Here is a 23,600-nt window from a genome sequence, read left to right as displayed (position 1 = left end):
TAACCTCATGATCAACCGGGGCCGGTGGGGCGGGGTGCGGTGGGGCGAGGGGCGGTGGGGGCGGGGGTTCTAGGGGCGGCGTGTAGGCGGAGGACTCCTGCCGCTGTTGCTCCGGTGCCGGTGATCAGCACCAGCGCGACCATCACCCGGGCGACCTCGGCCGGCCAGGGGACCGGGGCGATGGACCGGGCGAACACGGCGGCGTTCGCCGCACCGGCGAACAGTGCCACGCAGGCCCCGGCCAGCGTCACCGCGAAGTCGGCGGCCGGTCGGCGGGCCAGCGCGTACCACCCGGCGGCGATCGCGCCGAGGCCGGTGAGCAGCGACCAGATCTGCCCGGACAGCAGCCCGAGCAGCACCCCGCCCACACCCTGGGCGCCCGCGTCCAGCTCCCGTCCCACCGGGTACCCGACGGCCGCCACGCCGCCGACGATCAGCAGCGCCCCGAGCGCGGACAGCGCGCGACCGCCGGCCGGGGCCGCGGCGGCGACCAGGCCGAGCGCGCCCACCGCGAGCAGCCCGACGATCGTCACCGCCCACCAGGTGTACGCGTCCGGCGGCGGCACCCAGTCCAGCGACCCGTCGATCGCCACCGGGTCGGCGCCGTCCCGCAGGGGGATCGTCCAGTCCCGGACCCGGTGCTCCCGGTCCGGTGCGGCGCGGACCGCCGGCGGTGGTGCCGACTCCTGCCACAGCGCGCGCTGGTCGTGCCAGCGCACGGTGGTCCCGTCGGCGATCCGCCGCCAGGTCGGCGGGGCGGCCGGGTCGGCCTCGGCCGGGAGCGCGGTGTCGCCGGCGATGGTGCGGTTGAGGTAGGTGGCGGGGGAGCGGCTGTTCTCGAAGACCCCGTCCGGGGTGACCCGCAGGTACGGTTCGCCGGAGTAGCCGATGACCTCGACGGCCCGACCGGTGTCGTTGGTCAGCTCCAGTCGGGCGCCCGCCTCGACGACGCGTACCTCCAGCCCTGGCCGCTGCGGCGTGACCCCGGTGGTCCGGGTGCGGTAGTCGGTGCCGTCGGGGGCGTCCGCGCCGTGCGCGGCGGCGGGGGCCGCGGTGAGCAGGGTCGCCACGCCGGCGGCGGCGGCGACCAGGCCGGCGCGAGCCAGCAGGGTACGCATCACTTGCCGGCCGCCGCCACGGCCGCGGTGAGGCTTTCCGGGGTGGGGCTGGTGAGTGGCTGACCGTTGACCACGACCGTCGGCGTGCCGGTGACCTTGCTCCGGCCGGCCTCATCGGTGACGTGTTCGGTCCAGGTCTTGTACGTGCCGTCCTTGACGCAGCCCCCGAACGAGCCCCGATCGAGGCCCACGCCGGTGCCGATGTCGATCAGCTGGTCGTCGGGGAGCCCGGCGCTGCCCTCCGGCGGCTGCCTGTCGAAGAGCGCCTTGGCGTACTCCCGGAACTTGCCTCCCGCCGCGGCGCAGCCGGAGGCGGCCGAGGACCGGGAGGAGTATTCGGTGGTGGAGAAGCGGTTGAGGAACGCCACCGGGTGGTAGACCACCTTCGCCTTGTTGTCGGCCACCAACTGCTCGAGCGTCGCCCCGGTGGCCTGCTCGAACTGCTTGCAGACCGGGCAGAGGAAGTCCTCGTAGACGTCGACGGTGACCGGGCCGCCACCGGTGACGATGCCGGTCCCGGGGCCGTTGGCGCCGGGTGGGGTGGTGAAGGTGTCGGAGCGCTGGTTGGACCAGACGACCCAGCCGACGACACCGGCGATGACCAGGACGACGACCGCCGCGGCGGAGACCCAGATCGTGCGGCGACGCCGTCGTTCGCGGGCGAGCTGCTCGCGGACCACCCGGGCGGAGTCCCGCTTGCCCTTGCGACTACTCATCCTCGTCCTCCACAGCGGGTTCGCCGGACAGCCACCCGTCCACCGATACCGGTGTACGTGGCCAGATCAGCAGAAATCCGGCCAATACCAAGAATCCCAGGTCCCGAAGGATCTCCGGGAGGTAACTGGGTGCCTGCCCCTCGCCCAACTGCCCGCCGCTGCCGAAACAGCCGCAGTCGATGGCCAGCCCTCGCGCCCAGGCCGAGGCGATCCCCACGACGAAGACCACAAGCAGCGCGGCCGACACCCCGGCGACCAGCCGGGTGGCCAGCCCGAGCAGCAACAGCACGCCCAGCGCCAGCTCGACGAAGGGCAGGGCCGCGCCGATCACCGTCGCCACGTCGTACGGCAGCACCTGGTACGCGTTGACGGCACGCCCGGAGGCGGCGAGGTCACCGACCTTCGACGCGCCGGCGACGAGCCAGACGGCGGCGAGGCCGAGCCGTGCCGCTGTGCCGAGCCAAGGCCGGACGGCCGGCCAACGGCCGACCGGAGGGGAAGGTGCAGTCACGCTCATTTGTCGTCCCGTCTGCGCCGGAAGTTCCCCGGTCAGCCGGTCAGGGCGTCGCCGACCGCCTCGACCAGCTCGTCGCGGGCCCGGGCGACCCGGGAGCGGATGGTGCCCACCGGCACCCCGACGACTTCGGCCGCTTCGGCGTAGGACAGGCCGAGCAACTGGGTGAGCACGAACGCGGCACGCCGCTCGGCGCTGAGCCGGCGGACCAGGTCCGCCGCACCGAACTGGCCGGCCGGGTCCGGGTGCGGGCGGTCGGTGTACGCGTTCGCGGCCAGCCGCTCGTCGAGCCGCCGGCGGCGGATCACCGTGCGCAGGTGGTCGGCGCAGGCCCGGCGGGCGATGCCGAGCAGCCAGGTGCGGGCGCTGGAACGACCCTCGAACGCGGGCAGGGCCCGAAACGCCCGCAGGTAGGTCTCCTGGGTCAGGTCGTCGGCGCTGTCCGGGTCGACGAGCGCGGCGGCGAACCGCCAGACCTCGGTCTGGGTCAGCCGGACGAACGCCGCCTGGGCGCTCGGGTCACCGTCGCGGGCGATCAGCGCCCACTCGGTCGCCGGGTCCCGGGCGACGTCACCGGCCGGCTCTGCCGGACCGGCGGCACCTGTGTCACGCGGGACGGGGATCACGACAAATCAGGTTACGCGGTACCCGACGCAGCGTCACGGTCCTTCGGCGCCTGGATGGTCTGCACCACGTCGGGAACTTTCTCGGCACCCGGACCGACTACCTGCTCATGACACGCGATCCCCTCCCGCGCGGCGCTGGCGGCTGAGCAGCGTTGAACCCTTTGCCCGACTCGGGTCGCCGAGATCCACACGTGTCGGCGACCATGGCTGGCATGACTGTCGCCCCCCGCCGCTGGATCACCCGGCTGGCTGCCGCCGCAGGCCTGCTGGTCGCCGTCGTCGCCCTGTTGATCGCGCCAGCCACCCCGGCCAGCGCCCACGCGGTGCTGGAAAGCACCAGCCCGGCCACCTCCTCCGTGGTGCCGAGCGCGCCGTCGGAGGTGGTCCTGCGGTTCAGTGAGTCGGTCCGCAAGGTGCCCGGCAAGATCAGGGTCATCGCGCCGGACGGCTCCCGTGCGGACCGGGGTGAGCCGTCCTTCGACGGCGGCGCGGTGCGCATCCCGGTGGACCCGGCCGGCGGGCGCGGCACCTACCTGGTCAGCTTCCGGGTGATCTCCGCCGACAGCCACCCGGTGTCCGGGGCGTTCACCTACTCGGTCGGCGCGCCCTCGACGCCGCCCGTCGACTCCGGCACGGACAGCCGCGCCAACCCCGTGGTGGGTACGGCGGTGAAGGTGGCGCGTTTCCTCGGCTACCTCGGTCTGGTGCTGCTGGTCGGGCCCGCGCTCGTGCTCGCCGCGCTGTGGCCGCGACGGCTCTCCCGGCGGGGGCCGGCGCGGCTGGCCTGGACCGGCCTCGGCCTGGTGACCGTCGCCACCCTCGCCGACCTGTGGTTGCAGGTGCCCTACACGGCCGGCGGTGGTCTCTTCGAGGTGACAGGTGAGGGGTTCGGCAGTGTGTTCGGCAGCACCTTCGGCGCCGCCCACCTGATCCGACTCGGCCTGTTGGCGGCCTCCGTCTTCCTGCTCCGGCCGCTGCTGACCCGGCCGGCCGGCCGCACCGACGCGAGCATCCTGGCCGTGCTCGGCGGCGCCGCCCTGCTGACCTGGCCGCTGGCCGGGCACCCGGCGGCCTCCCCGGCGCCGGCGGTCTCCGTGCTGGTCGACGCGGTCCACCTGGGCAGCATGGCGGTCTGGCTGGGTGGTCTGCTGATGCTCGCCACGTTCCTGCTGCGCCAGGCCGACGAGCGGGAGCTGGGCGCGATCCTGCCCATCTGGTCGCGCTGGGCGGCGCTCGCCGTCTCGGCGCTGCTGCTGGCCGGCACCGTCCAGGCGCTGATCGAGGTGGCCACACCGCAGGCGCTTATCGAGACCACGTACGGGCGGCTGCTGCTGGCCAAGATCGGGCTGTTCGCGGTGGTGATCGGCGTGGCCGCGTACTCCCGGCAGTTGGTGCGTCGGCGCGTCGCTGCGCAGCGCCCGGCGCCGGTCCGCCGGGCGGTCTGGGTGGAGTTGGCCGTCACCGTGGTGGTGCTCGGCCTGTCCGCCACGCTCGTGCAGACCACGCCCGCCCGCACCGCGGTGGCCGGGCCGTCCAGCACCGAGGCCGGCTTCTTCAGCACCAAGCTGTCCAGCTCGCTCTACGACATGGAGATCGAGGTGAGCCCGGCCCAGCGGGGCAACAACACGGTGCACCTGTACGCCTACGACAAGAACAGCCAGCCGCTGCCGGTGGTGGAGTGGAAGGCGACAGCCGCGCTGCCCTCGGCCGGGATCGAGCCGATCGACGTCCCGCTGCTGCCGTTGACGGACAGCCACGCCTACGGCGACATCAGCCTGCCGTCCGCCGGCGACTGGCAGATCAAGATCACCGCCCGTACGACAGACATCGACCAGGCCACGGTGACCGCCACCGTGGCGATCCGTTAGAGAGGCTCGCGAAACCCATGACCCGATTCCGGCGTACCGCAACCGCCGCTGCCGCCCTGGCGTTCACCGCCGCCGCCACCGCTGTGCTCGGCTTCGCCGGATCGGCGTCCGCGCACGTCACGGTCAACCCGAAGGAGGCGGCCCAGGGCGGGTACGCCCGGGTGGCGTTCCGGGTGCCCAACGAGAGCGACACCGCCTCGACCAACAAGATCGAGGTGACCCTGCCGGAGAACGCCCCGGTCGGCTCGGTGTCGACGATGCCGGTGCCCGGCTGGACGGTCGCGACGGAGAAGCGCAAGGTGGACCCGCCGATCGAGGTGCACGGCAGCCAGCTCACCGAGGCGATTTCCAAGATCACTTGGACGGCCACCGGCGACGCGGCGGTGAAGCCCGGCCAGTTCCAGGAGTTCCCCGTCTCGATGGGACCGCTGCCGAAGGTCGACTCGATGGTCTTCAAGGTCCTGCAGACCTACTCGGACGGCGAGATCTCCCGCTGGATCGACCCGCCCGCGCCGGGCGCCGAGGAGCCGGAGCACCCGGCGCCGGTGCTCACCCTGGCCGCCGCCGCGGCGCCGGCAGGCTCGGCCCCGGCCAGCGCCGCCGCCGTGTCGTCGCCCGACGACGACGATGACGACGACGGCAACGGGCTCGCGGTCGGCCTCGGTGTGGCCGGTCTCGTCGCCGGGCTGGCCGGTCTGGTGCTGGGCGGGCTGGCGTTCTCCCGAACCCGTCGGAAGCCGGTCAGCACGTCCTGACCCCCGTCCCACCCGCTGGCCCGCCGGAACGTTCCGGCGGGCCAGCGCGCTTTCCGCCGTCGGACCCTGCGGTGCCGTGGATATCCCCTGATCACCGCGCCTACGTCGGTAAGGTCGGCCGAGTATCTGGCTACGGAGGGAGACGGTGCGAATGCGTGTCGTGCGGGCGATCGTCGGTGTGCTGCTGGTGGCCATGGGGATTCCGGCGCTGTTCGCCGGTGGCGCGTTGTGGTTGGTGACACGACACGCCGATCCCGACGGGGCCTTCGCCGCCCGCTTCGAGACGGTCCGCACGCCCGGTCACGCGGTCGTGGTCACCGACCTCGACCGCCTGCTGCGCCAGGAGGCGCCGTTCGCGCGTACCGGGCAGACCCGGCTGCGACTGGACGCCCGTACCGCGGACGGCCCGGCCTTCGTGGGGCTCGCGCCCACCGCCGAGGTGCGTGGCTGGCTGGCGCCGGTGTCGCACGCCGTGGTCCGTCGGGTGGCGCTGGCCCGGGGCCCGCTGCCGGTTCGGTTGGACCCGGTCGATCCCGCCGCTGGTGGCCCGGTCGATCCGACCGCCGTCGTGCCGGTCGGCCCGCCGGCTCGGCCGTCCTGGGTACGCCAGGGTGTCGGCTCGCTGCAGTGGAGCGCGGACGACCTGGCCGGTGAGCCCATGAGCCTGGTATTGATGCGCCCCGACGGTGCCGCCGACCTGACGCTGGACCTGCGCGCCGAGGTACGGGCGGGCTGGACCGGACCCGCCACCTGGGGTCTGCTGGCCGCTGGCGTCCTGCTGGTGGCGTGCGCCCTGCTGCTCCTGCTGCGACCGTTGCGCCCGCGTGAGGTGATCTTCGTGGTGGAGCCGGATCAGGTCCCGGTGCTCGCCGGCCGGCTCGGGGTCACCTCGCTGAGTGGCCTGGGTGCCCGGGATCCCGCACCGGCCTCGTCGGTTCCGGCCGTGCGGCAGCTCACCATGGTCGGTTCGGGTGTGGGGGAGCGGTCTCGGTCGATCGGCGTCGATCCGGCCCGGTCCGCGACCCGCGCCGACCCGGAGAGGCCGGTCCGGGTGCCCCGACCACCGGCGGTGACGCTGAGTCTCGCGTGGCCGCCGGCCGGAGCGAAGGCCACGGCGCGGCCGGTGGCGGTCGACGAAACGGCGGGTGGCCCTCCGCGCTGCCGACGCGGAGGGCCACCCTCACCGGGGGATCGGTGCTACCCGAGCGACGCTTGAGGTAGATGAGCCCAGATTAGCGCCGGTGGCGGCTACTGGGTAGATCTGTCCATTTGGTGCGATTTTTCCTCAGGGTGTGGTTGCTCGGCGCGTCGACGGCGACCCGCACGCACCGGCAGGACCGCGAGCAGCAGCAGGCAGAGCAGCACGTAGGTGTTCTGTAGGACGAAGTCCGCCGGGTCGTGCGTGCGGATCGCTCCCGCGCCCCATTTCTGGAACGTCACCACGCCGTAGACGATCACGGCGGTGATGCCCAGCGCGAGCCCGGCCAGCCACCGACGTCGGCGTGCCTCGTCCGGGCGGTCGGCGCTCAACGCCGCGTCGGCGAGCAACACCACCGCGGGCACGAACCAGTAGATGTGGTGCGTCCAGGTGATCGGGCTCGCCAGCGAACCGACCAACCCGGTCAACGTCAGCCCCGTCAACGGGTCACCGGCCCGCGCCGCGCGGGCGGCCCGCCACAGCCCGTAGGCGGCGACCACGGCCACCAGCAGCAGCCAGACCAGGCGATCCGGCTTCTCCGGCGCGGTGAATCGGCTGAGCAGGCCGAACAGCGACTGGTTGCCGACGATGTCGCTGCGTCCGACCCGATCGGTCGTCCACAGCTCGTGCGTCCAGAACCGCCACGAGTCGCGCGGGGCGATCGCCGCCGCGAACAGGGTCGCCGCCGCCGCGGTCGCGCTCGCCACCGCAGCGGCCCGCCACCGCCTGGTGGCCAGCAGGTACACGATGAAGATGCCGGGGAAGAGCTTGAGCGCCGTCGCCAGCCCCACGCCGACGCCGGCCCAGCGCCGCGCCTGCGGTACGGCGAACAGGAGGTCGGCCAGGATCAGCACGACCAGCAGCATGTTGATCTGCCCGAAGGTGATCGTCTCGCGGGTGCTCTCCACGGCCAGCACCAGCAGCACGGCGACGATCAGCGTGAACGCCCGGGGCAGGTCGTGCCGGGCGATGACCGGCATCATCAGCCAGTGGGTGGTCAGCACCACGGCCAGCACGGTGAGCACCGTGAAGATCGCCACGGTGGCGTCGAGCCGCAGCAGGCCGAACGGCCACAGCAGCAGCGCGCTGAAGGGCGGGTAGGTGAAGTACAACTCGCCCTGCACCCGGTCGGGTTGGACGTAGTCGTAGAGCGGGTGGCCGACGCGCCACCAGTCGACCGCCGACATGTAGATCTTGAGATCGAGGAATTTGTGGTTCAGGCCCGGCAGGTAGAGCGCTGGCAACACGGCGATGAGGGCCACCACCGTGACCAGGCGACGGACCGTACGGCCGCCGGGATCGTCGTCCGTGACGGCGGGCGGTGCTACGGAATCGGCTGGCACCCCGAAACCCTAGCGGTCCGGTCCGCCGAGAGCGCGCAGCCGCGGGGTGTGGGCTGCGCGTAGGCTGTGCCGGTGGCTGATCTCCTTGTCTGGATCGACTGTGAGATGACCGGGCTCGACCTTGGCAGGGACAAACTGATCGAGGTTGCGGCACTGGTCACCGATCCCGACCTCAACGTGCTCGGTGACGGGGTCGACGTGGTGATCCACGCCGACGAGGCGGCGCTGGAGGGGATGCCGGAGATCGTCCAGACGATGCACGCCAAGTCCGGCCTCACCGACGAGGTCCGCCGTTCGACGGTCACCCTCGCCGAGGCGGAGGACCTGGTCCTGGACTACGTGAGCACCTTCGTCAAAGATCCGCGGACGGCGCCGTTGTGCGGCAACTCGATCGCCACCGACCGGGGCTTCATCGCCCGCGACATGCCCCGCCTCGACGCCCACCTGCACTACCGCATGATCGACGTCTCGTCGATCAAGGAGCTGTGCCGGCGCTGGTACCCGCGCGTGTACTTCGGCCAGCCGCAGAAGGGCCTCGCGCACCGGGCGCTGGCCGACGTCCGGGAGAGCATCCGGGAGTTGGAGTACTACCGGCGCACGCTCTTCGTCCCGCTGCCCGGCCCGGACGTCGAGACCGCCAAGGCGATCGCCGCCGAACTCTGACCCCCGCCCGGATACCCGCTGGACGGGGCCGGCCGCGGTGCGGCTATTATTGGTCCGCACCCCGCCCGGGGCGATCGACCGGGCGACGGCGGCATGGTGGCTGTAGCTCAGTTGGCAGAGCACCGGGTTGTGGTCCCGGTTGTCGTGGGTTCAATTCCCATCAGTCACCCAGTTTGGTTGTGTTGCTCAGGCCCCCTCTTCGGAGGGGGCCTGAGTCGTTGTAGGGGCCAGATAGGGGACCACGCGAAAGCCCCCTCCGAAGAGGGGGCTTTCGCATCGCTCAGGTCAGGCGGTCGGCGTGGGCGACGGGGTGACCGCGCCGCCCGGGGTCGGGGTGGTGGCCGGGTCGGCCGGCGGCTCGTACGGGAGGGCGCTGCCCTTGACGTACTCGTCCCAGCTCATGTTCCAGTCGGTCCAGCCGTTGCCGTTCTGCAGCTTGCGCTCGGTGCCCTTGACCGTGATCGGGTCGCCGACCTGCGTGTTGCTGAACAGCCAGTTGCCGTTGGCCATCGACACGTTCACGCAGCCGTGCGAGACGTTCACGCTGCCCTGCTGTCCCTCGGACCAGGGGGCCGCGTGGATGAACTCCCCGCCCCAGGTGAGACGCTGCGCGAAGTCGATGTCGGTGCGGTAGCCCTCCTCCGGACCCAGCTCCTCGAACGTGTCGAAGACCGTCTTGCGCAGCTTCTCGATCACCACCATGGTGCCGCTCGACGACGGGGTGCTCTTCTTGCCCAGGCTGACCGGGATGGTCTTGATCACGGCGCCGTTGCGGGTCACCGTCATCCGCTTGGTCTTGTTGTCCACCGTCATGATCACCGAAGGGCCGATCTTGACGTCTACCGCCAGGTCGGCGCGGCCGTACCAGCCCTCACCCATCGGCAGGCCGCCGGCCCGCACCCGGTAGGAGACCTTGCTGTTGGCCTTCCAGAACTGCTTCGGCCGGTACCGGACCTCGGTGGGGCTGACCCAGTGCCAGACACCCTCCTGGGCCGGGGTCGAGGTCACCGTCATCCGGCGCTGCACGTCGTCGCGGTAGTCCTCCGGGATGCCCCGGCTGAACTTCACGATCAGCGGCATGGCGACCCCGACCACCTGGTTGTCGCCGAGGAAGCTGCTCACCCGCACCTGGTTGTCGGGCTTGGCCATGGTGGTGAAGGTGTTCGTCGTGGTGGCCGGACGGCCGTCGTCGCCGGTGGCGGTCACGGTCGCGGTGTAGCTCGTGCCGTACGCCAACGTGCCGGCCGGCTGCCACGTCTTGCCGTCCGCGGCGACTGCGCCCTCGACCGCCTTGCCGGCCGCGTCCTTGAGCTCGACCGCGGTCTCCACGGCATCCTTCGTGGTGAAGGTGATGCCGGTCGAGGCGGGGACGTCCTTGGCGTCGGCCGCCGGCTCGCTGATCGTCGCCGCAGCCTTCGGTGGCGGGGCCTCGTCGCCGCCGTGCCACGAGGATGGCTTGCCGCCGTCGCCGTCGGTGCAGGCGGCGGTGAAGGCCAGCGCCACGGCGAGGAACCCCGCCGCGAACACGCGACGTCGTCCACGGCGCCTGATCAGCTGATCCTGGCTAGCTCGCATGATTCCCTCACAGTCGTGGTCGCTGCCCCATCGTCTCTTACTGACGCGCCAGAGCTGGCCCCGGTTGCCGAGGGTGAACCGAAACACGCCGATTATGCTGCCGGATTTTTGCTATTATCCGGCGTTTCGTGAGCGTGGCTCGTCTCCATGCGGGGGGCGCTGGGGTCGCCGCGGCATCGTCGCCTCGCCGGAGTGCAAGGGTACGCGCCGACCCTGCCATCGGCAGGGCCGGCGCGAGAAGGCCGGCAGGGCTCAGAGCAGAGGGCCGGCCCCACCACTGGGTACGGGCAGCGCGCTGCCCTTGATGAATGCCGACCAGCTCAGGCTCCACGCCGTCCAGCCGTTGCCGGCGGCGATCTTGCGTTCGGTGCCCTTCACCGTGATCGGGTCGCCGATCCGCGTCTTCTCGAACAGCCACCGGGCGTTCGCCGTCGACACGTTCACGCAGCCGTGCGAGACGTTCTGCCGCCCCTGCACGTGCTCCGACCAGGGCGCGGCGTGGATGTACTCGCCACCCCAGGTGAGCCGCTGGGCGAACTGGATGTCGGTGACGTAGCGGTTGGCCGGGTCCGGATCGTCGCGGGTGTCGAAGACCGTGGCCTCCTTCTTCTCCATCACGACCATCGTGCCGCTCGACGACGGCGTGCTCTTCTTGCCCAGGCTCACCGGAATGGTGCGTACCAGCGCGCCGTTCTCGAACACGGTCATCTTCTTGTTGGCGTTGTCGACCTTCATCTGGAGCGACCGGCCGATCTTGGCGGTGGCCTTACGGTCCATGTCGCCGTACTTGCCGTTGCTCAGCGGTATCCCGGCCAGGGCGATCCGTACCGCGATGGTCGTGCCGGGCTTCCAGTACTCCGGGGCCCGGTAGTAGGCCTGCGTACCGTTGTCGACCCAGTGCCAGGCCCCCGGCTGCGGCGGATCGGTGCGGACGAACATCCGCTTCTGCACCGCCGCCCGGTCCTTCTTCGGGATGCCGGGGTGGAACTCGGTGACCACCGGCATGGCCACCCCGTAGCTCTTGTCGTCGAAGAGGTACAGGCCGGATCCGATCGTCGACTTCGGCTTGGCCATCGTGGTGAAGCTGCTGGTGCCCTGGCTGCTCGTCCCGTCGGCCGCGCTCGCCGTCACCGTGGCCGTGTAACGGGTGCCGAACTTCAGCGGGGCGGACGGCACCCAGGCGGAGCCGTCGATGCGCAGCTTGCCCTCCACCGCGCCCCCGCCGTCCGCGGTCAGGGTGACCGCGGACACCTTTCCGCCGTCCGGCAGCTTCGCGCTGATCTCCGTGCTCACCGGTCGGTTGTTCGCGCCGTTGGCCGGGCTCAGCGTGAGTGTCGGCCCGCTCGGCTCGCTCGGTGTGGAAGGTGCCGAGGGCGCGGAGGAGCCAGGTGCCGCGCCCGCGTCCGCCACCGGCGTTCCGCCGACGAATGTCGGCTGCTTCTGCTTGTCGCCGCACCCGGTCAGTGCCAGCGACGCCACCAGAGTCAGAGCGCCCACCACTGCCCCGGCTCGCGTGAACCGTGTCATCCCCACCTCTGTTCTCGCGTACCTGGCGGACATCGTGCCGCATAATCGCGCCAACCCACGCCCCCGTCGTGAGCGCGCTGGTAGGTTTGCGGGTTTTTGCCCGCAAAGCTCGACCGAAGGGGGGAGCCGGGTAACCGGATTGGAGCCCGGCTCAGGCGGGTGCTAATGTTTTCTCCGTTGCCGAACGAGCGCCGCTAGCTCAACTGGCAGAGCAGCGGACTCTTAATCCGCGGGTTCGGGGTTCGAGTCCCTGGCGGCGCACCAACATCAAAGCTCTGACCTGGGGTCTCATCCCGGGTCAGAGCTTTTTTGTGTTCGCCGTCGGCAAGCGAGAGCGGTGCCGACGCCCGCTCGCCGCCGGCACCGCTCGTCTCACCTGCGGCCATACCGCTGACCTACCGGCGCTGAACCAGTCCTACCTAGCCTCGTGCAGGCACAGGTCGTCCGCAGAGGCAGGAGGAGTGAGAATGAGTAGTACCGACGTACTGGAGATGGATCGGGTTCTGGACCACCCGGCCGGGGATCTCGAGGCCGAGATGCGCGAGCTCGACGGTGCCCTTGCCCCGCAGGAGCCCGACGCGCTCTGGACCTGGTTCTCGGCCGTTCGAATCTGCTGCCTCTAGCCCCAGGCGATCCGACCGATGTCCAAGGTGCCAGTTGTCCCGGTCACCGACCTACCTCGGTCGGTGCGGGGTCTTTGGCAAGCCGCTCCGTTGGTCGAGCGGGTCGCCGCGCCGGCCACGCGGGTGGAGAGCGGGCGGCTTCGCCAAGCCCAGCAGCGGAGGGCGCGTTGGCGTCAGGCAGCGCCGTTCGGCCTGGCTCCGCCGAACGGCGCTGCGGACGCTCCGACCGGTGACGTGCTGTGGCAACGGCGACTGGCCGCGGCGGGGTTGAGCGAGACCCGCCTGCTGGACATCCTCGCCGGCGATTGTGGCCCGCAGCCGGAATGGGCAGCGGATCTCGCCTCGGCCTATACGCGGGCCACGGGCGACGGCGCCGGTACGCGGCCGGCGTCGGCGGACCCGACGGGCGACGTCGACCTGCCGTTCCTCGGGTTGGTCGAGCCGCTGCTGCGGTGGCTGCACCAACGACTGACCGCGGCGACCGGGTCGGTGCGGGAGGATCACCTTCCCCCGGCCGCCGTGGTCGCCGAGCTGATGCTGCACCGGCTCGCGCCGCGGCTGCACGGGATGGTCCAGCGGACCTGTCTCCTGGAGTTGGCGGCCTGCCGCCGGGACGGGGTCCTGGCCGGGGACACGGCGGAGGAACGCTTCCTCTCCTTCCGTGGACGGTTGGACGAGCCCGCCGAGCGGTGGCGCCTGCTGACGCGGTACCCGGTCCTGGCCCGGCAACTCGTCGTGACGGGCCGCGCCTGGGTGCGACAGTCCGGCGTGTTCGTCGACCGGCTGGCGGCCGATCTGCCCGAGTTGCGGAGAACCTTCTCACCGCACACGGACCCCGGTCCCGTTGTCGACATCGTCGCCGAACTGGGAGATCCGCACCGGGGCGCGCAGACCGTGTCGATGGTGCGGTTCGCCTCCGGGCTGCGGATCATGTACAAGCCACGGTCGGCGGCCGTCGACGTGCACTTCCAGGATCTGCTCAGGTGGGTGAACGACCGGACCCCAGGCCTCCAACTCCGGGTGCTGCGCTGCCTGGACCGGGGCGACTACGGCTGGATGGAGTACGTCGAGTCGACCGAGCCGGCCGACCGGGCCGCCACGCAACGGTTGTACCGGCGGCAGGGCCGCCTGCTGGCGCTGCTGTACCTGGTGCACGCCGGGGACTTCCACGCCGACAACGTGATCGTCGCCGGTGAACAGCCCGTGCTCGTCGACCTGGAAACCCTGTTCCAGCCCGAGCTGCCCTCGCTGCGGCCGGCCGGCGAGTCGGAGGCGGAACGCCGGGCGGCGGAGCTGGCGTCGGGTTCGGTGATGCGTGCCGGCTTCCTGCCGGTCCGGCCGACCCCCTGGGGCGGGGACATCTCCGGTCTGCGCACCGCCGAGAGGGCTCGGGCGGAGCCGACGGTACGGGTGGCGACGATCGTCAGTCCCGCGACCGACCAGATGCGGATCCGCCTGGCGCAGCCCGAGGCGGATGCGGTCGGACCTCCGGCGCAGAGCCCGGTTCGGCCCGCCGACCAGGTGCGGTACGTCCTGGACGGCTTCCGCGAGGTCTACCGGTTGCTGATGGCACACCGCGAGGCGCTCACCGCGAGCAGTGGCCCGCTGGCGCCGTTCGCCGGGGACGAGGTCCGGGTCCTGGTCCGGGACACGGCGGCGTACGCCCTGCTGCTCAGCACGTCCTTCCATCCGAGTCTGCTCGTCGACGGGTTGGACCGGGATCAGCACTTCGACCGGCTGTGGAGTGACGCAGTCCGCCGTCCGGGCATCTCGGCGGTCACCGAGGCGGAACGGCGGGATCTCTGGTGCGGCGACATCCCGATCTTCACCACGACGGTGTCAGGTGGGCCGCTGCGCGACAGTCGCGGGCGGGCGGTGCCCGGGGTGACGGTGCGCTCGGGGTTGGAGGTGACCGGAGAGCTCGTCGACCGGCTGGGTGAGGAAGACCTGGCCCGGCAGAGCTGGCTGATCCACGGCAGCATCACGATGAACGGCGTTCGCCGTGAGGGGCGGTTCTCGTTCACGCGCCACGCCACGGGCCCGGCGGACCAGCCCGCCTCGGACACCCGGCTCGTCGACGCGTCGGCGGCGGTCGCGGACCGGCTGGCCGCCCTCGCGATCCGTGCGGACGGCGGGGCGACCTGGATCGGGCCGCACTTCGGGTCGCACCGTGCCTGCGCCGTCGGTGTGCTCGGCCCGAATCTGTACGACGGACTGCTGGGAATGGCACTCTTCCTCGCCCACCACGCCGAACTGGTCGGCGACGACAAGATCAGGAAGCTGGCACGGGACACGACCCGCACGGCCATCGCCCAGCTACGCCGAGGCCTTCCCGGCAGCCTGATCGGGTTCGCCGGTCGAGGCGGCGTGGTGTACGCCCTGAGTCATCTCGGCGTTCTCTGGACGGACCAGGCGTTGCTCGACGAGGCGACCAGGGTCGCCGAGGAGATCGGCGCCCTCGTCGCCGACGATGTGCAGTACGAGGTCATGGAGGGCGCGGCGGGGGCGCTGCTCGGTCTGCTCGCCCGGTATCGGGCACGGCCGTCCGGGCGGGTGCTCGACCTGCTCAGAACCACCGCCGACCACCTGGTCTCGACCCAACGGGCGTACGGGTGCGGCGCCAGTTGGCTGCCCTCCCGGGCGGTGACCTCCGGCGTCGCCGCCCGCCCGCTGGCCGGCTTCGGCCACGGCACCGCCGGGATCAGCGCAGCCCTGTCGACGGCGGCGGACCTGCTGGGGGAGAACTCCTACCTGGATGCCGCCCGGCGTGGGTTCGACTACGAGCGAGGCCTCTTCGACGCCGACGGCGGTTACTGGCACGACCTGCGCGACGTCAGCAATGCCGAAGACGAGATCCAGATCGACTTCGACGGAGGTCCGGGCGTCCGCTTCGAACGGCCGGTCGCCTGGTGCCATGGGTCCGCCGGCATCGGGATCGCCCGACTCCGCGCCGGAGCCCAGCTGGACGTGGCAGTCGACCTGGCCGCGGCGATCGAGGACACGGTGCGCGAAGGCTTCGGCAACGGTCACTCCCTCTGCCACGGGGACGCGGGCAGCCTGGACTTCCTCCAACTCGCCGCGGATCGGACCGCGGATCCGGTCCTGCTCCGGCGGGTGCGGTGCCAGGCCACGACGATGCTCGACACGATCGACGAACGGGGGTGGCGCAGCGGTCTGCACGACGACGTCGAGATACCCGGTCTGCTCACCGGCCTCGCCGGTATCGGCTACGGCATGCTGCGACTGCTCGCGCCGCACCGGGTGCCGTCCGTCCTGGCGCAGGAACCGGGGCCCCCGCGACGCTCGGCCCGGAGCCGCCTCACGTGAGACGCAGCGCCGGTCCCTGGCGATCCATTGTGCTCTCGACAAGCACTTTCAGCTCGGTGACCTTGTCGGTGTAGCCGAGCTGGGCGTAGAGGGCCTCGGCGTCGACGAAGGCCTGTCGAGCCGCACGCGCGTCGATGCCGAGGTACGCCCTGCCCAGGGTCGTCAGCGAAGCCGCCTGGAAGGAGTGCCATCCCCGGGTCCGCCAGATGGCGACGGAAGCCTCGAGATGCCGGATCGCGCGGACGGAACGGCCGTCCCGCAGCTCGATCTCACCGAGGATCGCGTACGCCTCGGCGAGATGGTGCCGCATGTGGTACTTGCGGCTGAGCAGCAGGGCTGTCTCGGCCGCCTCGCGCGCCGCGCTGTCGCCTCGTTCCAGGTGCAGGCGCGCCAGTGCGAGGACGGTGAGCACCTCCGGGTAGTGATCGCGGTGCGCGCGGGAGATGGCCAGCGACTCGTTGAGCATCCGCTCGCTGGTGTCGTGGTCACCGAGTTGCCGGTAGGCGATCCCGAGGTACTGCAAACCGGTGGCGACCCAGCGCATGTTGCCCAACGCACGCGCGTTCTCCAGTGCGGCGACACCGTGGCCGATGGCGAGGTCGACGTGCTGCTGCTCGTAGTAGGCCATGGCCAGCGCGAGGTTGCTCCGCGCCTGGCCGCCGAGGTGATCCGACCGTTCGGCCAGGGTCAGCGCGCGGGTCGCCACCGCCACCGCCTCCGCGTAGGCGCCGCCGGCGCTCAGTGCCCACGAGTACATGACGGCGGCGTCGGAGGCGCCGGCATCGTGCTTCAGGGCGGTGAACATCTCCAACAGGCGGCGGGCCTCGATGCTCGAACGTGCCATCACGTCACCGTCCCGGTCATCGGTGATCCAGGTGCTCACGTCGAGCAGACCGCGGAGCATGACCGCCTCACCCAACCGATTGCCGGCGGCGCGGCAGACCGCCAACACCTCGGTGTTGAGGTTTGTCCACTCGGTATACCTGCCGCGCAGATCGAAGTACTTCTCCAAACTGCCCGCCAGGTCGAACGCCAGGTCGTCAAGGCCGAGCCGGCACGCGTGGCGGACTCCCGCCTGGAGCGCGGCGCACTCGGCGTCGAACCAGTCCTCGGGCGAGACGCGCTCGGTGTAATCGTCGGCCCAGTCGAGCGTCGTGTGCGGTGCGGGGCCACCGATGGCCGCATAGCAGGGGCCGGGGATCCACCGGGCCATCCGTCGTGCCAGTGCCAGCCAGCCGCCCAGCCCTCGCTGCACCGCCTGTGCCCGTTCGCCCGGCTCCTCCTCCAACTCGGCGCACCTGGCGGCGAAGAGTCGCGTCAGGTCGTGGAATCGGTACCGGGTCTGCCCGCAGACGTCGAGTGCGTCCACGGCGAGGAGTTGGGCGTCGACGAGGGTTTCGATGTGCTCGATCGCCTGTTCCAGGGAACATCCGAGGACCGCGGCGGCCAGTGTCGCGGCAAAGTCCGGTACCTCGAAGAGGCCGAGCAGTCGGAACAGCCGGCGGGACTCCGGTGCCAGCGCCCGGTAGCTGGAGGTCAGGGAGGCCCGTACCGCCAGGTCTCCGGTCACCAGCCAGTCCAGGCGCCGCTGTTCGTCGCCGAGCAGTCCGACGAGATGCGCGAGTTGCAGGGTGGGCCGCGCGGCCAGGCGTGCCCCGGCGATCCGTACCGCGAGGGGTAGATACCCGCACAGCTCCACCAGGTCGGCCGCCGCCGTCTCCTGCCCCACCACCCGCTCGTCGTCGGCGAGCCGGGTCAGGAACTCGACCGCCTCGGTGGGCGGGAACACGTCGAGGTCGATCCGCCGGACGCCCTCGATCCCGGTCAACCGAGCCCGCCCGGTGATCAGCACGGCACACGGGGCCGCACCGGGCAGCAGGGACCGGACCTGTTCCTCGGAGACCGCGTTGTCCAGCACCACCAACATCCGGCGGTCGGCCGTCCGGGTCCGGTACGCCTCGGCGCGTTCCGCCGGGCTGGCCGGGATGGCGCGGTACGGCATGCCGAGCGCCCGCAGAAACCGACCCAACACCTCTGCCGGGTCCACCGGGCTGGCATCCGCGTTCGTCAGGTTGACCCAGAGCTGACCATCGGGGTACGACGCCCGGACCAGGTGCGCGACGTGCGTCGCGAGTGCGGTCTTACCCACCCCGCCCATCCCCGCGATGGTGGTCACCGGCAGTGCGGCAGGGGCGCAGCCGTCGGCGTGCTCGGCGGTCAGTCGGTCGACAAGCGTCCGCACCTCGACGGCGCGTCCGGTGAAATCGGCGATGTCCGGTGGAAGCATGGCCGGCGCCGGCCAGGCCGGTTCGCCGGGCAGCACGTCGGACCCCTCGTCCCGAACGGCACCGGGACCCGCCTGTGCGGTGTCGACCACGAGCGCGTTGCGCTCCCGTACCCATCGGGCGATCGACGCTTCGTCCAGGCCGCAGGCCCGGACGAACGACGCCACGAACTCCCGCCTCGGCAGGCTGGTCCGGCTCAGCACGGAAGCGATGGTGCCGAACGGGAGGATCTCCCCGGAGGCCGCCGCATTTGCCGCGAGTTGTCGGTAGGTGAGGCCCGACCAGAGGCGCAACTGTCGCAGCGCGCCGACGAACTCCATTGGTGTGGCCGCGCCTTCGGGTGCCGGTGGACTACCGTAAAGGTCGGACTCCATATGCTGATCTTCCCCGAATTATCGACTCAGCGCACCCGCTGCCACCGTGTGGCCGTGTCGCGACGCGCTTTCTGACCAAGCTTCGGAAAAATATTGAAATCGTCAACAAGGAGCCGCGAGGCTTGCTGAAATCTTGAGCCAGGAGGAGCGCCGAGGTGGCCGCCGCCGACCGCTGCTCGTTGCCCGAACCCTTGGCGCACAGGCGATCCCGCCGTCGCCCACCCCTGCCACCCGGTCGACGACAGCGTGCCGTCGAGGCGGTAACAGCAGGTCAGGTGAATCTCGCACACTCCCGAACATTCGCAAACACTTCCCAGCTTGCCGGGGTCGAGTCTGCCGTCATAACTTCGGCGTGGTGGGGGGTCTCACCGGTTTCGGCTCTGGTCTCCGGACGATATCGAACCCCGGGATCACGGTAATTGGCACGGCTCGGATGCCAATCGGCTTTTCGGTGTCGAGTGAGGGCTGATTGGACTGGACCCGGTGCCGCCGACCGGCGGGGCCATGCAACGGGGAGGAAGCAGTGCGTGACGACCGCACCCTTGATCTCAACTGGGCGCCGCGAGCCAACGGCTACGCGCCGCATGGACCAGCCCATGACGACCCTCCACTGCGGTACCGGATGCTCGGTCCGGTCGAGGTCCGCAGCTCCGGCGGCTGGATCCCACTGCCGCAGGCCAAGTGTCGGGCGGTGCTCGCCGTCCTGCTGGTGAACGCCAACCAGGTCGTCTCGACTGACACACTCCGCCAGCAGCTCTGGCCGCGCGCCGCGCCGCGCACCGCGGTGAAGTTGATCCAGCAGTACGTTCACCAGGTACGCCGGGTCCTGGGCGACCCGGACGGGCGGCAGTTGTGCACGCGCGCGCCGGGCTACCTGCTCACCGCCGATCGGGACGACCTGGACGGGGACCGATTCACCGACCTCGCGGCCCGCGGACAGCGCGCGCTTGCCGACGGCGACGCCGAGACCGCCGCCGAGATCCTGCGCCGGGCGCTGGTGCTGTGGCGCGGGCCGGCGCTGGCCGACGTCCCCGACACCCCGGCCACCAGCGCGGAGGCCAGCCGGCTGGAGGGATGCCGGTTGTCCGCGATGGAGGCCTGGATCGAGGCCGAGTTGATCTGCGGGCAGCACGCCCGGCTCACCCCGGTGATCGAGACGCTTGTCGCCGTCCACCCCCTGCGTGAGCAGCTTCGCCTACACCTGATGCTGGCGCTCTTCCGTTCCGGCCGGCGTGCCGACGCGCTCGAGGCCTTCCGGGATCTCGATCGCACCCTGGACGACGAACTCGGTCTTCGGCCGAGCGCCGAGGCGCAGCAGTTGCATCAGGCGATCCTGCGCGACGAACACCTGTTGGACCGGCCGTCGTCACGTGCCGTCGCGGTCGGCTCGGAGTCGGCGTCGGCTGGCCTGGCCGCCTGGCACGGCTCACCGTAGCCAGCGGACGCGTTCTTCGACCCCGCGGACCGCCCTCCGCCGCGGCCGGACCGGTCCGGGTGTTGCCCGCCTCATTGGCGCGCATCTATAGTTGCGCGGATCACAACAATCATGGCCGTGGTGATTGCGGCCGGATTGTCGAAGCGCTTCGACGATCCGTCGTCCAGGCCCGTCAGCCGGGTGTCGAGCCTGGCCACGCCGGTCGGGGCGTCCTTTGGGCGTCTGTCGTACGACATGAGGAGAAGCAAATGGGGAACAAGCGCCTTCGGCGCGGAATCGCCGTGCTCGCGCTCGTCCTGCTGGCCCTACCGGCCGTTCCCGGCACCGCCCTCGCCGAACCCACCTACCCGTTCCGCGACCCGCACCTACCGGTGCAGGCCCGGGTCGACGACCTGCTCGGCCGGCTCACCCTGGACGAGAAGATCTCCTGGCTGCACCAGTACCAGCCGGCCGTTCCCCGGCTGGGCATCGGCCTGTTCAAGACCGGCACCGAAGCCCTGCACGGGGTTGCCTGGTCGACCGACATCGACAACAACGGCGCCGTCGTCAAGGCCCGCGGCACGACATTCCCCCAGCCGGTGGGCATGGCGAGCACCTGGAACACCGACCTGATCAACCGGGTCGGCTCGGCCGTCGGCGACGAGGCGCGCGGCTATCACGCGCAGAACCCCCGGGTGTGGGGTCTCAACCTCTGGGCGCCGGTGGTCAACCTGCTGCGCGACCCCCGCTGGGGCCGCAACGAGGAGGGCTACTCCGAGGACCCGCTGCTCACCGCCGCGATGTCCACCGCGTACGGCTCGGGGATGACCGGCGGCGATCCCGACCACCTGAAGAGCGCACCGACCCTGAAGCACTACCTGGCCTACAACAACGAGATCCGGCGTGACGTGACCTCGTCGAACGTGCCGCCCCGGGTGCTCAACGAGTACGAGCGCGCGGCGTTCGAGCCGGCCATCGCGGCCGACGCGGCGACCGGCGTGATGGCCGCGTACAACCTGATCAACGGACGGCCCGCCACTGTGGATCCGGACCTGGCCACCGTGGTCCGCGGCTGGACGGACCAGCCGCTGATGAACGTCACCGACGCCTGGGCGCCGAACAACCTCGTCGCCTCCCAGGGCTACTACGCCACCCAGCCCGAGGCGAACGCCGCGATCGTCAAGGCCGGCCTCAACAGCTTCATCACCGACGACACGAACGCCCAACCGACGGTCACGGCCATCAAGCAGGCACTCGCGACAGGTCTGCTGACCGAGGCGGACATCGACGCCCGGATCCGGGAGATCCTGAACGTGCGGTTCCGGCTGGGCGAGTTCGACCCGGGCGGGGGTCGCCACGGCGGCATCACCCCGGACGTCATCAACAGCCCGGAACACCAGCGGCTGGCCCGGCAGGCCGCCGGCGAGGCGATGGTGCTGCTGAAGAACTCCCGGCAGGCTCTTCCGCTGGACCCGGCCCGCACCCGCAAGGTGGCCGTGCTCGGTCCGCTGGCCGACACCCTCTACTCCGACTGGTACGGCGGTGACCTGCCGTACCAGGTGACCGCCCTCGACGGCATCCGCGAGCGGCTGGGCAACTCGGCGAGCGTCGACGGGCTCGACGGGGCGGACCGGATCGCCCTGAAGGACGCGGCGACCGGCCGGTACGTCACGACCACCGGCACCACCGACGCCGACCCGGTCGCCGCCACCGGTGCCACGGCGACGCCCGCCGCCCAGTTCGACGTGGTGGACTGGGGCCAGGACGTGGTGACGCTGCGCAACGCCGCCAACGGCCGTTACCTCGGCTACAACTGGGGGCCGTTCATCACCCGCGACGAGCAGCCGAACGGCTGGTACGTCCAGCAGCAGTTCAAGCTGGAGCCGCAGGACGACGGCACCGTGGTGCTGCGCTACGCCGGCTACGAGACCAAGGAGAGCTGGTTCGCCGCCGAGAAGTACGTCACGGTCGGCGACGACGGCGCGCTCAAGCTCGGCGCGTCCACCCCGGCCGCGGCGACGCACTTCAGCCGCGAGGTGATCAGCAGCGGAATCGACCGGGCGGTGGCAGCGGCCAAGGCGGCCGACACCGCCGTGCTGGTGGTGGGCAGCAACCCGTTCATCAACGGACGCGAGGCGCACGACCGCTCCTCCACGGCTCTGAGCGCCGGCCAGGAGGCACTCGTCAAGGCCGTCGTCCGGGCCAACCCGCGTACCGTCCTGGTGCTCCAGACCAGCTACCCGGTCACCATGACCTGGGAGCAGGAGCACGTCCCGGCGATCGTGTGGACCACCCACGCGGGTGCCGAGACCGGGCACGCCGTGGCCGACGTCCTGTTCGGCGACCGCAACCCGTCCGGCCGGCTCACCCAGACCTGGTACCGCTCGGACGGGCAACTGCCACCGGACCTGCTGGAGTACGACATCATCTCGTCCGGGCAGACCTACCTGTACAGCAACGCGAAGCCGCTCTACCCGTTCGGCCACGGGTTGTCGTACTCCCGGTTCCACTACGGCCCGGCGCGCACCGGCGACCGGCCGGTCGCGGCCGACGGCACCATCACGGTGAGCGTCGACGTGACGAACACCGGCAGCCGGGCCGGGTCCGAGGTGGTCCAGCTCTACACCCACCAGCGCACCTCGCGGGTCAAGACCCCGATCCGTGCGCTCAAGGCGTTCCAGCGGGTGAACCTCGCACCCGGGCAGACCCGGACCGTGACGTTGCGCTTGCCCGCCGCCGACCTGGCGCACTGGGACGTGACCCGGAGCCGGTGGGTGGTCGAGTCGTCCACCTACGACCTGATGGTGGGGGCGTCCGCCGAGGACATCCGGGCCCGCGCCGCGATTCGGGTGCGCGGTGAGACGGTCCCGGCCCGGGACCTGTCCCGGACCACCCGGGCGGAGAACTTCGACAGGTACGCCGGGGTCCGGCTCGTCGACGAGACGAAGGCCAAGGGTACGGCCGTCGGCGCGACCGCGGCGGGCCAGTGGATCTCGTTCGCCGGTTCGGCGCTGCGTCCGGGCGCCGACACCTTCACCGCGACCGTCGCCAAGGCCGGCGCGGACGCCGGCACGATCCAGGTTCGCCTGGGCTCGCCCACCGGTCGGCTGCTGGGCACGGCCACCGTGCCCAGCACCGGCGACGACTACCGGTACGTCAGCGTCACCGCCGAGTTGGCCCGCGCCGCCGGCACCCACGACGTGTACCTGGTGTTCGACTCCCCGCTGCGGCTGGCCGACTTCTCCATCAGGTGACCGGAACCCGGGCCGGGACGACAGTCGTCCCGGCCCGGGCCCCGCCGCCCCACCCGGCCCGGCCCGGCGAACGCCCGCGTCGATCATGGGGTTATAGACACTCGCCCCGGCGTGTCGCGCCGCTAACCTCATGATCAACCAGGGCTCGGCCGTTGGCGCGTTCGGTGAGGCGGGGGGGCAGGGGGCAGGGGGGCAGGGGGGCAGGGGGGCGGGGGGCGGGGGGCAGGGGGGCAGGGGGCCGACGCTGGCGATTTGCAACTTCGCGCTCGGGTCGCGTGGCCAGACGTGGGGTCGCCGACGCGTCCGCGCGGGGCGGTGTTAACGTCTCTTCCCGTTGCCGGTGAGCGCCGCTAGCTCAACTGGCAGAGCAGCGGACTCTTAATCCGCGGGTTCGGGGTTCGAGTCCCTGGCGGCGCACCA

Annotated in this window: 16 protein-coding genes, 3 tRNA genes and 1 pseudogene; 11 read left to right on the top strand and 9 right to left on the bottom strand. The window is 71.4% G+C overall.

Annotated features, from left to right (window positions below):
- Nucleotides 1–11: 11 nt before the first annotated feature.
- From ACPXBU_RS27060 to ACPXBU_RS27045, 4 genes are read right to left on the bottom strand one after another with little or no spacing between them, the layout of a single operon-like run.
- A complete protein-coding gene (locus ACPXBU_RS27060) occupies nucleotides 12–1,118 on the bottom strand; it encodes a hypothetical protein (protein ID WP_425760212.1) in 1,107 nt (368 codons plus the stop codon).
- Nucleotides 1,118–1,834, bottom strand: coding sequence for a DsbA family protein (locus ACPXBU_RS27055; RefSeq protein ID WP_425760211.1), 717 nt, complete (start codon nucleotides 1,832–1,834; stop codon nucleotides 1,118–1,120). The genes ACPXBU_RS27060 and ACPXBU_RS27055 overlap by 1 nt, the downstream gene beginning before the upstream one ends.
- Nucleotides 1,827–2,351: a MauE/DoxX family redox-associated membrane protein gene (locus ACPXBU_RS27050; protein ID WP_425760209.1), complete on the bottom strand. Its 525-nt coding sequence runs from the start codon at nucleotides 2,349–2,351 to the stop codon at nucleotides 1,827–1,829. Before ACPXBU_RS27050 ends, ACPXBU_RS27055 begins: the two co-directional genes overlap by 8 nt.
- Before the next feature lie 32 nt (nucleotides 2,352–2,383).
- On the bottom strand, nucleotides 2,384–2,974 hold the full coding sequence (locus ACPXBU_RS27045; RefSeq protein ID WP_425760208.1) for a sigma-70 family RNA polymerase sigma factor: 591 nt from the start codon (nucleotides 2,972–2,974) through the stop codon (nucleotides 2,384–2,386).
- 203 nt (nucleotides 2,975–3,177) lie between these two features.
- On the opposite strand from ACPXBU_RS27045, the gene ACPXBU_RS27040 reads away from it, so the two are divergent.
- From ACPXBU_RS27040 to ACPXBU_RS27030, 3 genes and pseudogenes are all read left to right on the top strand, one after another.
- Nucleotides 3,178–4,842 (top strand): copper resistance CopC/CopD family protein, encoded by a 1,665-nt coding sequence (locus ACPXBU_RS27040; RefSeq protein WP_425760207.1) that lies wholly within the window; start codon nucleotides 3,178–3,180, stop codon nucleotides 4,840–4,842.
- A 17-nt stretch (nucleotides 4,843–4,859) separates the two neighbouring features.
- Complete coding sequence (locus ACPXBU_RS27035; RefSeq protein WP_425760205.1) at nucleotides 4,860–5,597, top strand: YcnI family protein; 738 nt, start codon at nucleotides 4,860–4,862, stop codon at nucleotides 5,595–5,597.
- Nucleotides 5,598–6,288: 691 nt separating this feature from the next.
- A pseudogene (locus ACPXBU_RS27030) lies at nucleotides 6,289–6,813 on the top strand (hypothetical protein); the annotation flags it as partial.
- 32 nt (nucleotides 6,814–6,845) lie between these two features.
- Here ACPXBU_RS27030 and ACPXBU_RS27025 read toward each other — a convergent pair.
- On the bottom strand, nucleotides 6,846–8,138 hold the full coding sequence (locus ACPXBU_RS27025) for a glycosyltransferase family 87 protein (protein ID WP_425760203.1): 1,293 nt from the start codon (nucleotides 8,136–8,138) through the stop codon (nucleotides 6,846–6,848).
- A 66-nt stretch (nucleotides 8,139–8,204) separates the two neighbouring features.
- On the opposite strand from ACPXBU_RS27025, the gene orn reads away from it, so the two are divergent.
- Together orn and ACPXBU_RS27015 are read left to right on the top strand one after the other, a co-directional pair.
- Nucleotides 8,205–8,801 (top strand): oligoribonuclease, encoded by a 597-nt coding sequence (orn, locus tag ACPXBU_RS27020; RefSeq protein ID WP_425760202.1) that lies wholly within the window; start codon nucleotides 8,205–8,207, stop codon nucleotides 8,799–8,801.
- 96 nt (nucleotides 8,802–8,897) lie between these two features.
- Nucleotides 8,898–8,970, top strand: a tRNA-His gene (locus ACPXBU_RS27015).
- Nucleotides 8,971–9,086: 116 nt separating this feature from the next.
- Here ACPXBU_RS27015 and ACPXBU_RS27010 read toward each other — a convergent pair.
- Nucleotides 9,087–10,376, bottom strand: coding sequence for a L,D-transpeptidase (locus tag ACPXBU_RS27010; protein WP_393373074.1), 1,290 nt, complete (start codon nucleotides 10,374–10,376; stop codon nucleotides 9,087–9,089).
- Between the two features lie 252 nt (nucleotides 10,377–10,628).
- Nucleotides 10,629–11,903 (bottom strand): Ig-like domain-containing protein, encoded by a 1,275-nt coding sequence (locus ACPXBU_RS27005; protein WP_425760200.1) that lies wholly within the window; start codon nucleotides 11,901–11,903, stop codon nucleotides 10,629–10,631.
- Between the two features lie 188 nt (nucleotides 11,904–12,091).
- Here ACPXBU_RS27005 and ACPXBU_RS27000 point away from each other — a divergent pair.
- The 3 genes from ACPXBU_RS27000 (at nucleotide 12,092) to ACPXBU_RS26990 (ending at nucleotide 15,853) form a co-directional block, all read left to right on the top strand.
- Nucleotides 12,092–12,167, top strand: a tRNA-Lys gene (locus ACPXBU_RS27000).
- A gap of 203 nt (nucleotides 12,168–12,370) precedes the next feature.
- Complete coding sequence (locus tag ACPXBU_RS26995) at nucleotides 12,371–12,526, top strand: hypothetical protein (protein WP_393372532.1); 156 nt, start codon at nucleotides 12,371–12,373, stop codon at nucleotides 12,524–12,526.
- A 90-nt stretch (nucleotides 12,527–12,616) separates the two neighbouring features.
- A complete protein-coding gene (locus tag ACPXBU_RS26990; RefSeq protein ID WP_425760198.1) occupies nucleotides 12,617–15,853 on the top strand; it encodes a type 2 lanthipeptide synthetase LanM family protein in 3,237 nt (1,078 codons plus the stop codon).
- On the opposite strand, the gene ACPXBU_RS26985 is transcribed toward ACPXBU_RS26990, so the two are convergent.
- Nucleotides 15,846–18,512: an ATP-binding protein gene (locus ACPXBU_RS26985; protein WP_425760197.1), complete on the bottom strand. Its 2,667-nt coding sequence runs from the start codon at nucleotides 18,510–18,512 to the stop codon at nucleotides 15,846–15,848. The two genes, ACPXBU_RS26990 and ACPXBU_RS26985, sit on opposite strands and share 8 nt — an antisense overlap.
- 523 nt (nucleotides 18,513–19,035) lie before the next feature.
- On the opposite strand from ACPXBU_RS26985, the gene ACPXBU_RS26980 reads away from it, so the two are divergent.
- Nucleotides 19,036–19,947 carry an AfsR/SARP family transcriptional regulator gene (locus tag ACPXBU_RS26980; protein ID WP_425760196.1) on the top strand — a complete coding sequence of 304 codons (912 nt, stop codon included), beginning with the start codon at nucleotides 19,036–19,038 and terminating at the stop codon, nucleotides 19,945–19,947.
- Nucleotides 19,948–20,018: 71 nt separating this feature from the next.
- Here the strand turns inward: ACPXBU_RS26980 and ACPXBU_RS26975 are convergent, their stop codons facing one another.
- The gene (locus tag ACPXBU_RS26975; RefSeq protein ID WP_393372548.1) at nucleotides 20,019–20,183 is read right to left on the bottom strand and encodes a hypothetical protein; all 165 of its coding nucleotides are present in this window, start codon (nucleotides 20,181–20,183) and stop codon (nucleotides 20,019–20,021) included.
- 12 nt (nucleotides 20,184–20,195) lie between these two features.
- Between ACPXBU_RS26975 and ACPXBU_RS26970 the strand changes: the two genes are divergently transcribed.
- Nucleotides 20,196–23,180 carry a glycoside hydrolase family 3 C-terminal domain-containing protein gene (locus tag ACPXBU_RS26970; protein ID WP_425760195.1) on the top strand — a complete coding sequence of 995 codons (2,985 nt, stop codon included), beginning with the start codon at nucleotides 20,196–20,198 and terminating at the stop codon, nucleotides 23,178–23,180.
- 344 nt (nucleotides 23,181–23,524) lie between these two features.
- Nucleotides 23,525–23,600 (top strand) — tRNA-Lys (locus ACPXBU_RS26965).

The sequence above is a fragment of the Micromonospora sp. DT231 genome, from assembly GCF_049847025.1.
Classification (GTDB): Bacteria; Actinomycetota; Actinomycetes; order Mycobacteriales; family Micromonosporaceae; genus Micromonospora.
This window is presented reverse-complemented; position numbering and strand designations above follow the sequence as displayed.